This window comes from Desulfofundulus sp. (assembly GCF_049701015.1).
Classification (GTDB): domain Bacteria; phylum Bacillota; class Desulfotomaculia; order Desulfotomaculales; family Desulfovirgulaceae; genus Desulfofundulus.
Window position 1 is genome coordinate 1 of the sequence record NZ_JBNATZ010000054.1, and the last position, 12,512, is coordinate 12,512.

Here is a 12,512-nt window from a genome sequence, read left to right on the forward strand (position 1 = left end):
GGCGCATGATCCTTTACCGTGGCTCAGACGAGTACCCGGATTACAGCGGGAGGTGTATTATTGTCGTTGATGACGGCATTGCCACTGGATACACGGTGCTGGCCGCCCTGCGCTGGGTCCGACATAAATTTGAACCTGAAGAACTCGTGCTCGCTGTTCCGGTGGCACCCCGGGAGACCATGAGACAGCTGGAAGATGAAGCGGATAAGCTGGTTGTACTGGAAGTTCCCGACGATTTTTACGCCGTGGGGCAATTTTACCGGGATTTCAACCAGGTTGCTGATGAGGAAGTGATCCGGCTATTAAAAGAAAAGACAGCTCTGTGAGGTCAAAAATATCCCGCATGCCACCACCCCACCTGTACAGGTAGAAAACCGGTGCGATTTAAAAAGGCACCTCCCGGCCATACTAACAGGGAACGGGAGGTGCTTTATCATGGCCAAAAAAGTAGCGGTAGAGGAAAACTTGACGGGGGTGAGAAATCTACTGAAGGAACAGGGCTACACCGTGGTAGATCCCGGCAGCGAGGAGAATGTCCTGGCCATAGTGCTTACCGGTCTGGACAACAACACTATGAACATGCAGGACATTACGACAAAAGTACCTGTGATAGATGCGGCCGGGAAGACACCTGAACAGGTTTTATCCCGGATCAAGGAACTGGGATAATCGAAAAATGTTGAAAGAGAAACCCGGGTTAAAGCTCCCGGGTTTCTCTCCTTGCACAAAGTGCTGCCGCCTGTAGTATCCCATGAGCAATAACGTCTGCCATGCGCATGACAAGGTTGAGCCGGGTATTCTGCAGGACCAGATATTCCATGAATCCGCCCACGTTGACAATGCCGGTGATATGAATCTCACCAACAGGGGGGAGTTTTTTATTTACACCAGCACCCGGGTGCAGGGCACCGTCACCTATGGTAACAAAACCGACGCTGTCCGCACTTCCCAGAGAAGCATCCACGGCAATCACCAGGGGATTCTGATGTACTCTGTAGATTTCACCCAGCCTTTCATGGAGGTTGCTGGCATGAACCGGCTGGTCCAGTGTGCCGTAGACTGCAAAAAGGTCCTGGCTGCAGGAGGCGAGCTTTGTGCCCACCAGCGGGCCCAGGCAATCTCCTGTAGAGCGGTCTGTGCCAATACATAGCAAAACAAGTGGCTGGCCGGCTAACCCTCCGCGCCGCTCAAGGCGTGTAAAAAGATCATAACCAAATTTTTTCGCCGCCAGAGGATCATCTATATGAAATTTGGCTTTTCCGCCAGCCATAAAATCCTGCAGGTCTTGAGCTTTATCGATCATCTTGGATTCCCCCTGATTTGCCAATAACTAGTATATTTATTTCCCGCAGGGCCGGGTATTATTCCTGGAAAGTTTAATTTTAGTCAAACCGGCGCGCCCCCTGCATAGAAATGAAAGGGGGGTGTTGGACTTGCCGGGTAGGGGCTGGCGCCAATGGTTTCAGGTGAGCGCACTTTATGCAGGCACGGTAATTGGAGCGGGATTTGCTTCGGGCCAGGAAATCCTCCAGTTCTTTATTGTTTATGGCGAACAGGGACTCTGGGGCGTGGTAATCGCCACGATGTTATTTGCCTTGCTGGGTTTTTTACTGATGAGTTTCACGACCGCACTTGGATGTAGCAGTTATGCCGAACTGCTACCATTATTGACCGGGCGCAAGCTGGCCCGGCTGGTGGACTGGTTGAACCTGGCCATGTTACCCGGAGGATTGACAGTAATGCTGGCCGGCAGTGGTGCGCTTTTTAACGAGCAATTCGGGCTTCCGACGGAATTGGGCGCACTGCTGGCCGCCGTGATAACGGCCCTGGTCATCCTGGGCGGGCTGGAAGGAGTTCTTCTGGCCAACATGGTCCTTGTGCCAGTGAAAGTTTGTATTATAGCACTCGTTTGTCTCCTGGCCGTAATTCACAACGGCGGTTGGCCGGCGCCCGGGGATCTGGGAGGGACAATGAGCGGTTCGGCCAGGCACTGGCTCTGGTCCAGCATTCTGTATGTCTCCTATAACATGGTGGTGCCGGTGGCCGTTATGTCTTCCCTGGGGCGCAGTGTGGACCAAAAACCCGGGATCCTGGGTGGTTTGACGGGTGGGATTGCCCTGGGTGCCACAGCAATCCTGGTTACCCTGGCGGGCCTGTTCTTTTACCCCCGGATAACACATTACCAGGTACCGCTCCTGTGCATTGCAGGTGGCCTGGGCGAAGGATGGCGGCACGGACTTGGAATTTTGATCTGGATGGCCATCATAACAACTGCCATAGCGGACGCACATGGCTTTGCCAGTCGCCTGGCTCCAGGTGGGGGGTGGCCTTACAGGTTGGTGGGACTGACCACCATTGTGCTGGCCCTCCCCCTGGCCAGGTTGGATTTTAACCGGTTGGTACAAATACTTTACCCGCTTTTCGGTTATGCCGGCCTTTTGATTGTGGCGGGCCTGCTAATTACACCACTCAAGCTAAAAAGAATGCTCAAGGACTGAAGCATGAAGCTGCGTCGGTGCCTGGTAGCCGGGCCCGATTATCAGGCCGGACCGGTAGTCATTTGGACAATAAAAGCAGGAATCTGGCAGCTCATGCTAGAAAAAGGTATTAAATACCTTAAATGATGAAAAAGAAAGGGTGCTCCGGCTTTGAACTGGCTGGATTTACTCCTGGTCTGGATGATTGGGTGGTCAACCTGGCAGGGTCTGAAGACCGGACTGGTAAGCGGCCTGGCACGGCTGTGCGGTCTGATTTTAGGACTGTTCCTGGCCAGAGAATTTCAAGCTCCCCTCGCTACATGCCTCAAGCGGCAATGGCCCCTGGAACAGTGGCTCAAGTCCTGGCTTGCTGCACCTGCCAACGGCCCGGCCACCCGACCTGTATCCGGCCTGGAGCAGTATCTTTTCCAGCGCCTGGTGCAAAATCTGCTGGACTTAATATCTTTTTCAGCAATTCTTCTGATTACTGCTCTCCTGGTTGGGTGGGTTGGAGAGCTGGTGGGGCGGGTCGCAAGATTGGGTTTTCTCGGACCCGTGGACCGTGCGGGCGGCCTGGTCCTGGGCGTGGCACGCGGGCTGGTGGCGGCAGCCATCTTGATAGCCTTGATCCTGTCGCTAAAACATGGAGCAAATTTATGGTTGCCCGGTGAACCCCTGCCGTGGCTCGCCCGGGCTTTAGAATCCTCCCGTTTGGTCAGAGTGCTCCAGCCTGTTGTTAAGTCAGTGCAGCATCTGGTGCCCGCACTTGTTGCCTGAAACGAAAAGTAACAATGCTAAGTTGTGCGAAGTGGGGAGATAATACCATTGATTGTAATTATGGGAGGCGAGAATTATGACGCAGGATGTGAAGAATCAATCCGGCACCACACCAGTTTGGACCAGGTTGAACGACTCGGAAAAAGAAGAGGTCATGGGTTTGGCCGGTGAGTACCGCCAGTTTATCTCTGCAGCCAAAACGGAGCGGGAAACAATAGAGCTGGCTGTCAAGACTGCTCAAGACAGGGGGTTTGTTCCACTGGAGCAAAAAGACGCCCTGCAACCGGGAGAGCGTGTGTTTGCCACCTGGCGGGGTAAATGCATGGCACTGGCCATAGTTGGTAGCGAACCCCTTGAAAAAGGTATAAACGTGGTGGGAGCCCACGTGGACAGCCCCCGGCTGGATTTAAAACCCCAGCCTCTGTACGAAGAGGCGGACCTGGCCATGTTAAAAACCCAGTATTACGGGGGCATTAAGAAGTATCACTGGGTTGGTATTCCGCTGGCCCTGCACGGGGTTGTGGTCAAGGAAGATGGCCGGGTGCTCAAAGTGGTTATTGGAGAAAGGGAAACAGAGCCTGTTTTTACCATAGCCGACCTCTTACCCCACCTGGCCAGGGAACAGATGGAAAAAAAGATGGCTGAAGGGATCAGCGGTGAGGCATTGAGTATTCTCGCAGGAGGTCTGCCGGTAACCAGCAACGAAGTGCGGGAAAAAATCAAACAGGCCGTACTGGATTACCTGAACAGGGAGTACGGAGTGCAGGAGGAAGACTTCATCAGTGCCGAAATTGAAGCCGTACCCGCCTGGCCGGCCCGCGATGTCGGGGTAGACGGCAGCCTGGTGGGGGGGTACGGTCAGGATGACCGGGTGAGCGTTTATACCACATTGAAAGCAATAGCGGATATATCAAATCCGCCCCGTACCGCGGTAGCCCTTTTCGTGGATAAAGAGGAGATCGGCAGTACGGGTAACACGGGGATGTACTCGACCTTTTTTACCAATTTCGTGGCCGAGCTGGCTGCGCGAATTGTTCCGCGGTACAGCGAACTGGTTCTGCGGCGGACCCTTGCCAGCTCCAGGGCAATTTCGGCCGACGTGAATGCCGGCCTGGACCCCAACTATCCCGATGTCATGGACAAACTCAATGCCGCCCGGTTGGGTCACGGTGTGGTCTTGACGAAATATACCGGTGCCGCGGGGAAAAAGGGGGCAAATGATGCCCATGCAGAATTCATGGGACTGGTGCGCCACCTGTTTAAGCGGCACGGCGTGGCCTGGCAGAACGGTCTTCTGGGCAAAGTGGACCAGGGGGGCGGCGGAACCATAGCCTACCTGCTGGCTTTGCACGGCATGGATGTTGTGGACTGCGGAGTTCCCCTGCTGGGAATGCATTCTCCCTTTGAAGTAGCTCACAAGGTTGACATTTACATGGCTTACCGGGGGTACCGGGCCTTCCTCGGGGGCTAAAAGCTGGAGGTTCGTACCGTGGGAGGAATTTGGGGAACCGGAGTAATGCAGGCGGCAGCCGCACACCTGCTGGCCATAGATTGGGGCAAAATCTTCAGCACCGGTCTCAAGATCTTGCTTGTGCTCGTGCTGGCCTTTGTTGTTATGCGCCTGGGTGATACGGCCATAGAAAGATTTTTCATCAACTGGAATAAGATTGGTCCTTTTGAAACCAGGCGTACCCAGACGCTTTGTACATTATTAAAAAGCGGCTTGCGCTACACCATTTACTTTATTGTCCTGGTAACCGTCCTGAACCTGTTTGGGGTGCGGGTGGAAGCCTTACTGGCCGGGGCTGGCGTGGTGGGCCTGGCAGTGGGATTTGGCGCCCAGAACCTGGTACGCGACGTAATCACCGGATTTTTTCTGTTACTGGAAGATCAGTTTGCTGTAGGTGATTACATTACCGCAGCAGGGGTAAGCGGGACGGTGGAAGAGATGGGCCTGCGGGTAACACGTCTGCGGGATTTCGGCGGGGAACTTCATATCCTTCCCAACGGTCAGATAACCAGGGTAACCAATTACAGCCGGGGTAACATGAGAGCTCTGGTGGAAGTCGGCGTTGCTTACGAGGAAGACCTCGAAAGGGTTACAGCGGTGTTGCAGCATGTTTGTGAACAGGCAGCCGGAGATATGGCTGATGTCATTGCCGAAGGCCCCCACGTGCTGGGAGTGGTAAATTTCGGTCCCTCGGAACTGGTGATCAGAATTATAGCCTATACAAAACCCATGCAGCAATGGTATGTGGAGCGGGAACTGCGCCGGCGGATAAAAGAAGCCTTTGACCGGGAAGGTATCGAAATACCCTACCCCAGGCGCGTTGTAATGAGCATGAACGGGGGCGAGAAACGTGAACAGGTATCAGGTTGGTGATGTGGTAAGGACCCGCAAACCGCACCCCTGCGGGGGTGACAGGTGGGAAGTGATGCGTACGGGCATAGATATTCGCATCAGGTGTTTGACCTGCGGCCGGGTGGTGATGATCCCCCGGCCCAGGTTTGAAAAAAGCGTGCGAGCAATTGAACGCACAGCCAGTGATGATAACGAAACAGATGAATGATGAAAATACTCCGCGCTATTGCTATTTGGACGCTATTATGCTATAATCTTCAAGTCAATTTAGTCACCCGCCCTGCTCTACCCGTGTGAATGGTAGGGCCAGCAGTCCACAGGGAGGAGGTGTGTTCGATGCGCAGCTATGAATGTGTATTCATTCTGCGCCCGGATCTAGACGAGGAAAAGGCCGGCGAAGCAGCAGAAAAGTTCAAGGCTCTCGTGCAAAACCACGGTGGGGAAGTCACCAGGCTCGAGAAATGGGGCAAGCGCCGCCTGGCCTACGAAATCGCCCACACGCGGGAAGGCCTGTACATGATCATGCAATTTAAGGCTGCTCCCGAAGTGGCCCAGGAACTGGACCGGGTGCTGAAAATTACGGAAGACGTGCTGCGTCACATTATTGTGCGCCAGGTAGCCTGAAAAGAGAAAATCTCCCGACAACCGACCGGATTATAAACCGGCCTGCCCTGCCGGGGAGAGAATAAAACCGAGGCGGTGGAAGGATGCTCAATAAAGTCATCCTTATCGGGCGACTGGTCAGGGAGCCCGAACTTCGTTACACGCCCAACGGCGTGGCTGTGGCCAGATTTACCATAGCGGTGGACCGCCCTTTTGCCAGCCGGCAGGGGGAGCGGGAAACTGATTTTATTGACATCGTTGTCTGGCAGAAGCAGGCGGAAGTTTGTACGCAGTACCTGGGGAAAGGCCGGCTGGTGGCTGTGGAAGGCCGCCTCCAGATCCGGTCCTATGACGACAGCCAGGGTGTGCGGCGCAAGGCGGCCGAAGTAGTGGCCGAACAAGTGCGGTTCCTGGATCGCCCGCGGGATACCCAGGCCGCAGGAACTGGTACCGGAAACCAGGATTTCGCACTGGCTGAAAGTGGATACAGCGAAATTAACTTCAATGAGGATGACATACCATTTTAGATAAGCCTTAAAAAAAGCTACATTTTGAAGAGGTGACTCCATTGGCGAAGAGGGATAGGGGACGCCGGGGCAAAAAGCGCATCTGCAACTTTTGCGTGGATAAAATAGACATTATTGATTACAAGGATGTACCCCGGCTGAAAAAATATATTACCGAGCGGGGCAAGATTTTACCCCGCCGCATATCCGGAAACTGTGCCCGGCATCAGAGGATGCTGACAGTGGCCATAAAAAGGGCGCGGAACATAGCCCTGCTACCTTTCACAGCTGAGTAAATCACGAAGGGGAACTGCCGGTTCCCCTTATTTATTTGCACCCGGTTATGGCCAGCTCGTGCCATCCCTAAAATGCGCTGCCAGCGAGGCCAGCAAATAACAGGATCAAGATACTTGCACGGGGCAGGAAAAGCAGAGCTGCCTCGCGAATTAACTCCTGGACGAAGCGAAGGGGGTCAGCCGATGTTCGGATCCCATCATCAGGACACGGGTATAGCCAAAAACATAAAGGTAATAGAGTGGCTGAAGGCGGATCTGCTGGCTTCCCTCTCTGCCCTGTTTAAGGCTATGCTGCGGGGCAATGAAGAACGGCTTATGGATGCCTTCAGCAGCATTATCATTACCTGCTATGTACTGGGGCGCCGGCTGGGTATTAGTTTCACCCGGATGGACCTCAAGCTGGAGTCCAAGTTGCGCCAGGGCATAGAAGAGGGACACGAGATGGAACGGTGGTACGGAGATTTATCCGCCCTGCTGGCCCACCTGGTGGAAAAAAAGAGGTGATTCCTTGTCTTCGCGATTCCCAAATAATGCCCTGGCGGAAGGAGCCTTGTTGGCGGCACTCACCGTGGTCATCACACTTACCGGTCTTGTTGTGCCACCCTTGATGTTTTTTGTGAATTTCCTTGCGCCACTGCCGCTGGCCGTACTTGTGCGGAGGCAAGATCTTAAAACTGGTGCCGCCGCGCTGGTGGTGGCGGCGTTACTCCTGTTTGTGCTGTATGGGCGGCCGGTTACTGTTCTGATGATGCTCATCCAGCTGGGCCCTCTGGGCCTGCTGCTGGGTCTGCTTTTTAAAAACCAGGTGCGGGCCGGTACTGCCGTTGCAGTGGCAGCAGTGGTTGCATCCTGCCTGGCACTGTTGACACTTGTGCTGGGCTTCTGGATGACCGGAATTAATCCCCTGGACATCGGAACACAGATGCATCAGAGTGCGGCACATTTGATCGAGTGGTACCGCCAGCAGGGTCTCATCGAGCCGGGCAAAGAAGATGAATTGCGGCACCTGCTCCAGGAAGTGATGCATCAGGCCGCTATTTTGCTGCCCGCCAACCTGGTCGTCTGTTCACTGGTTACCACTTTTATCACCTATTACCTGGGGCATTTGATTTTCCGCCGTCTGGGTTACGTTGTTACACCCCTGCCTGCTTTCAAGAAGTGGCAATTTCCCTGGTACCTGGTTTGGCTGGTGATCCTGGGGCTGGCTTTTTTCATGGGAGGCGACGCTCTGGGCAAAAAGGTATTCACTGCTGCCGGGGAAAACCTTCTGTATATCGCAGCTTTTCTGTACCTGATCCTGGGTTTATCGGTGGCCAGCTTTCATTTTGCCCGGTGGCAGCTTTCCCGCTCTGTGAAAGTCCTGCTGGCCGTGGCTGTTTTGCTGTACTGGCCCTTTGCGGTGCTGATTCTTATGACTCTGGGCCTGCTTGATTCCCTGCTGAATGTCAGGGACCCAGGCCGTCACGGGGATAAAGGGGAGGGAAAATAATGAAAGTCATACTGCTGGAAGACGTAAAAAATCTCGGCTCCAGAGGTTCCGTGGTGAATGTTAGTGACGGATATGCCAGGAACTTTCTCATACCTCGCGGCCTCGCGGTGGAAGCAACTCCGGGTAAGATGAAGGAGCTTGCTCAACAAAAAGCCGTAGAGGCGAGAAAACGGCAGGAAGCCGAAGCCCGGGCCAGGGACCTGGCCGCCCGCCTGGATGGATTAACGGTTCAGATTAAGGCCAGGGTCGGCGAGGGTGGCCGCCTTTTCGGAGCGGTGAGCAGCAAGGATATCGCCGAGGCCCTGGAACAGCAGTACCGGGTAACCATTGACAAGAAAAAAATCCTGCTCAAGGAACCCATCAGACAGCTGGGTGAACAAACCCTGGTCATCAAACTTCATCCCAGTGTACAGGCACAGGTGAAAGTGGCAGTGTTGCCGCAGGAGTGACGTAAAAGGCAGTTAGAAAGGAGTAACCGGGGTAATGAAAGTTTTTTTGCATAAATTCAAAGGCAGCAGCAGGGAAGAACCCGGTACAAGGTTCAAAGGAGTGGAACAGCTTCGCCGCCAGGTGAATGCCCTTTATAGCCTGGTGGCCGGCATCTACGGCTCGGATAAACTGGTTTTGCGCGCGGGCAAACTGAATGTCCTGCATTTAATGCGTTCCGATTGCCTTGAGGACAGGGTGCTGGCCCTGCAAAAGCTGGTGTTTGAGGACCCCACCCTGGATAGAGTGCCCGACCTGGAAGAAATCCCCGCTATTTTAGAGCAGGTCGAAGAGGAAATTGCTGATATCCTGGCCCGGCGAACAGTGGAAGATGAACTGGAGAAAAAGATCAGTGAAAAGCTGCAGCAGCGGCACGAAGAGTACGTGAAAGAAATTAAAATGCAGGTTCTCAAGGAAAATACCGGTCCCGAAAACGCCCAGACCCTGAAGAAGCTGGCTATTCTGGAGAAACTGGAGCAAAAGAAACTGGCCCGTTCGGCCATGGAAGTGCTTCGCCCTGGAGATTTTTCGGAACTGGTGGGGCAGGAAAGAGCGGTGAAGGCACTGCTTGCCAAACTGGCTTCTCCATTTCCACAGCACATATTATTGTACGGTCCGCCCGGAGTGGGTAAAACTACAGCAGCCAGACTTGCTCTGGAAGCGGCCAAGAAAATCAAGGGCACTCCATTTACCAGGGATGCTCCTTTTGTGGAAGTGAACGGCACCGCACTGCGGTGGGACCCCAGGGAGGTAACAAATCCACTGCTCGGTTCGGTGCACGACCCCATTTATCAAGGTGCACGGCGGGATCTGGCCGATAGCGGTGTACCCGAACCCAAGCTGGGCCTGGTCACCGAAGCCCACGGAGGTGTCCTTTTCATAGATGAAATAGGCGAAATGGATCCCGTGTTGCAGACCAGGTTGCTCAAAGTGCTGGAGGATAAAAGGGTATATTTCGATTCTCCCTATTACGACCCCCATGACCCAGCGGTGCCACAGTATGTGCGTAAGCTTTTTGAGGAAGGGGCTCCGGCGGACTTCATTCTAATAGGGGCTACCACCAGGGATCCGGAGGAAATCAATCCGGCCATCCGCTCACGCTGCGCCGAGGTCTACTTTGACCCCCTGACACCGCAGGATATCGAACGCATCATCACACAGGCCGCAGAAAAACTGGGGGTAAGGATAGACGAGCAGGTGCCCCAGGTTATCAGCCAGTACACAATTGAAGGGCGGAAGGCTATCGGCATTCTGGCCGACGCTTACGGGCTCGCCTGTTACCGTGGTGGGGGGGAAGTGGGGGAAGACGGTGTCACCATACAGGACGTTTACGAAGTAATTCAAGCCAGCCGCTTGAGTCCCTATGTCCTCCAAAAGGCCCGGCCGGAAATGGAAGTGGGCAAGGTTTTCGGCCTGGGCGTAATAGGATTTGTTGGCTCCGTACTGGAGATTGAAGCGGTGGTTTTCCCGGCTCGCAACCAGGGTCAGGGTTCAATCCGCTTTAACGATGCTGCGGGGAGTATGGCCCGGGATTCCGTATTTAACGCTGCTTCCGTTATTCGGAAAATTACTGGTGAAGACCTGGCCAGCTATGACGTACACATTAACGTGGTCGGGGGAGGGCGCATTGACGGTCCTTCCGCTGGTGCGGCTATTTTCCTGGCCATTTTGAGTGCCGTGCAGGAAAGACCCGTCCCCCAGGATGTAGCCATTACCGGAGAGTTGTCCATTCAGGGGCGGATCCGGGGTGTGGGTGGCGTACCTGAAAAAATTTATGGGGCCCGCCAGGCCGGAATGCGGCGGGTGATTATTCCCGAGGAAAACAAAAGCGATGTCCCGTCCGGCCTCAAAGGAATAGAAGTCATTCCGGTTTCTACAGTGGAGGAGATGCTGAAATATATTTTCGTCAGATAACAGGTTAATATTATTAAGGGAAAATGCAACTTAGAATAAAAGCCCAGCTGGATACGGTGCTGCTCCCACTATCCCCGTACTTTCCCCGGCAGCACCGTATCCTTTCCTCACATACCATGCGGATACAAGTATGCGGACAGGTGAACCGGTATGAGTGAAAGAAAACCGCCACAAAACATAGACGCAGAGCAATCGGTACTTGGTGCCCTGTTCCTGGACCGGGAAGCCATACCCCGGGTGGCCCGGCTCCTGAAGCCCGAGGACTTTTACCTTGAGGCTCACCGCAAGATATATGAGGCCATACTCGCCCTGGAAGAAGCAGGCGAGCCCGTCGACCTGCTTACTGTGACCAATTACCTGCAGGAAAAAAAGCTTCTGGAACTTATTGGCGGGGTTACCTATGTGGCTTCCCTGGTCAATGTAGTTCCGACCGCAGCCAATGTGGAATATTATGCCCGCATTGTTGAAGAAAAGGCCATCCTGCGCCAGTTAATAGAAGTGGCCGAAAGGATTGCGGGCCTGGGCTACGAGGGTAGTGATGACGTTGAGCGGCTGATGGACGAGGCCGAAAGGATGATCCTGGAACTGGCTGCCCGCCGCTCCACGGGCCTGTTTCTTTCCGTAAAAGAAATTCTGCAACAAATTTTCGAGTACATAGAAGAGCGTTACCGCAATAAAGGAACGGTCAGCGGCATTGCCAGTGGTTTTACAGACCTGGACAGGCTGCTCTGCGGTTTTCAGCCCGGAGATCTGATCATTATTGCCGGGCGGCCGGCCATGGGCAAGACAAGCCTGGGCCTCACCATCGCCCATCAGGTGGCCCTGCAACACCAGGTGCCGGTAGCCGTCTTCAGCCTGGAGATGTCCCGTGCCCAGCTGGTGCAGCGGATGCTTTGCGCAGAAGCCATGGTGGACCAGCAGAAGGTGCGCACCGGCTATTTGTCCGAGGAGGACTGGGCCCGCCTTACCCGGGCGGCGGCCCGTCTGGCCAGGGCACCCCTGTACATAGACGATACGGCTATCCTTTCACCCCGCCAGCTGCGGGCTAAGGCCCGCAGGCTCCAGGCGGAAAAGGGCCTGGGTCTCATCCTCGTAGATTACCTGCAGTTAATGCAGGGGAGCAGGCGGGCGGAAAACCGTCAGCAGGAGATCGCGGAAATATCCCGTTCCCTGAAAGGGGTGGCCAAGGACCTGAACGTACCGGTGCTGGCCCTGGCCCAGCTCAGCCGTTCGGTGGAACAGCGGCAGGATAAAAGACCGATCATGTCCGACTTGCGTGAAAGTGGGTCGCTTGAGCAGGATGCGGATGTGGTTATGTTTATTTACCGCGATGAATACTACCGGCCGGATACGGAGAAGCGTGGCATAGCGGAAATTATCGTGGCGAAACAAAGAAACGGCCCCACGGGGTTGGTGGAACTTGCTTTCTTGAAGGAATTCACCAGGTTTATGAACCTGGCCAAAGAAGAAGTAATAGCAGGTCCTGAATAATTTAATATGGTAAAATAGCAACGGATATACAGCGGAGCTCTCTTATTTCCAGTTATTGAAAGAGGGTTGCTCTTGACATACCCCTGTTACTTTGCTAGAATCACTGTGTTT

16 protein-coding genes are annotated in these 12,512 nt (G+C 54.3%); 15 read left to right on the plus strand and 1 reads right to left on the minus strand.

What is annotated here, in order from left to right:
- Positions 1 to 326, plus strand: a 326-nt coding sequence (locus ACPLUI_RS05220; protein WP_424659215.1) for a phosphoribosyltransferase, incomplete at its 5' end; no start/stop codon positions are given.
- 109 nt (positions 327 to 435) lie between these two features.
- Entirely contained in the window at positions 436 to 669 is a 234-nt protein-coding gene (locus tag ACPLUI_RS05225; protein WP_424659216.1) for a YkuS family protein, read from the plus strand.
- Between the two features lie 28 nt (positions 670 to 697).
- Here ACPLUI_RS05225 and yyaC read toward each other — a convergent pair whose 3' ends face one another.
- On the minus strand, positions 698 to 1,303 hold the full coding sequence (yyaC, locus tag ACPLUI_RS05230) for a spore protease YyaC (protein ID WP_424659217.1): 606 nt from the start codon (positions 1,301 to 1,303) through the stop codon (positions 698 to 700).
- 163 nt (positions 1,304 to 1,466) lie between these two features.
- Here yyaC and ACPLUI_RS05235 point away from each other — a divergent pair, with 163 nt between their 5' ends.
- The 13 genes from ACPLUI_RS05235 to dnaB all read left to right on the plus strand — a co-directional run bounded on the left by ACPLUI_RS05235 (position 1,467) and on the right by dnaB (position 12,401).
- Positions 1,467 to 2,498 (plus strand): hypothetical protein, encoded by a 1,032-nt coding sequence (locus tag ACPLUI_RS05235; protein WP_424659218.1) that lies wholly within the window; start codon positions 1,467 to 1,469, stop codon positions 2,496 to 2,498.
- A 150-nt stretch (positions 2,499 to 2,648) separates the two neighbouring features.
- Complete coding sequence (locus ACPLUI_RS05240) at positions 2,649 to 3,254, plus strand: CvpA family protein (protein ID WP_424659219.1); 606 nt, start codon at positions 2,649 to 2,651, stop codon at positions 3,252 to 3,254.
- A gap of 76 nt (positions 3,255 to 3,330) precedes the next feature.
- Entirely contained in the window at positions 3,331 to 4,725 is a 1,395-nt protein-coding gene (locus ACPLUI_RS05245; RefSeq protein WP_424659220.1) for an aminopeptidase, read from the plus strand.
- A gap of 18 nt (positions 4,726 to 4,743) precedes the next feature.
- Complete coding sequence (locus ACPLUI_RS05250) at positions 4,744 to 5,637, plus strand: mechanosensitive ion channel family protein (protein WP_424659221.1); 894 nt, start codon at positions 4,744 to 4,746, stop codon at positions 5,635 to 5,637.
- Positions 5,615 to 5,824, plus strand: coding sequence for a DUF951 domain-containing protein (locus ACPLUI_RS05255; protein WP_424659222.1), 210 nt, complete (start codon positions 5,615 to 5,617; stop codon positions 5,822 to 5,824). Before ACPLUI_RS05250 ends, ACPLUI_RS05255 begins: the two co-directional genes overlap by 23 nt.
- Before the next feature lie 128 nt (positions 5,825 to 5,952).
- Positions 5,953 to 6,240 carry a 30S ribosomal protein S6 gene (gene rpsF, locus ACPLUI_RS05260; RefSeq protein WP_424659223.1) on the plus strand — a complete coding sequence of 96 codons (288 nt, stop codon included), beginning with the start codon at positions 5,953 to 5,955 and terminating at the stop codon, positions 6,238 to 6,240.
- Between the two features lie 83 nt (positions 6,241 to 6,323).
- Positions 6,324 to 6,746, plus strand: coding sequence for a single-stranded DNA-binding protein (locus tag ACPLUI_RS05265; RefSeq protein ID WP_424659224.1), 423 nt, complete (start codon positions 6,324 to 6,326; stop codon positions 6,744 to 6,746).
- 41 nt (positions 6,747 to 6,787) lie between these two features.
- A complete protein-coding gene (rpsR, locus tag ACPLUI_RS05270; protein WP_424659225.1) occupies positions 6,788 to 7,021 on the plus strand; it encodes a 30S ribosomal protein S18 in 234 nt (77 codons plus the stop codon).
- Positions 7,022 to 7,204: 183 nt separating this feature from the next.
- Positions 7,205 to 7,525: a MazG-like family protein gene (locus tag ACPLUI_RS05275; RefSeq protein ID WP_424659226.1), complete on the plus strand. Its 321-nt coding sequence runs from the start codon at positions 7,205 to 7,207 to the stop codon at positions 7,523 to 7,525.
- 4 nt (positions 7,526 to 7,529) lie between these two features.
- A complete protein-coding gene (locus ACPLUI_RS05280; protein ID WP_424659227.1) occupies positions 7,530 to 8,510 on the plus strand; it encodes a YybS family protein in 981 nt (326 codons plus the stop codon).
- Positions 8,510 to 8,959 (plus strand): 50S ribosomal protein L9, encoded by a 450-nt coding sequence (gene rplI, locus ACPLUI_RS05285; RefSeq protein WP_424659228.1) that lies wholly within the window; start codon positions 8,510 to 8,512, stop codon positions 8,957 to 8,959. The genes ACPLUI_RS05280 and rplI overlap by 1 nt, the downstream gene beginning before the upstream one ends.
- Positions 8,960 to 8,993: 34 nt before the next feature.
- Entirely contained in the window at positions 8,994 to 10,910 is a 1,917-nt protein-coding gene (gene lonC / locus ACPLUI_RS05290; protein ID WP_424659229.1) for a Lon family ATP-dependent protease, read from the plus strand.
- A gap of 150 nt (positions 10,911 to 11,060) precedes the next feature.
- Complete coding sequence (gene dnaB / locus ACPLUI_RS05295; RefSeq protein WP_424659230.1) at positions 11,061 to 12,401, plus strand: replicative DNA helicase; 1,341 nt, start codon at positions 11,061 to 11,063, stop codon at positions 12,399 to 12,401.
- Positions 12,402 to 12,512: the final 111 nt, after the last annotated feature.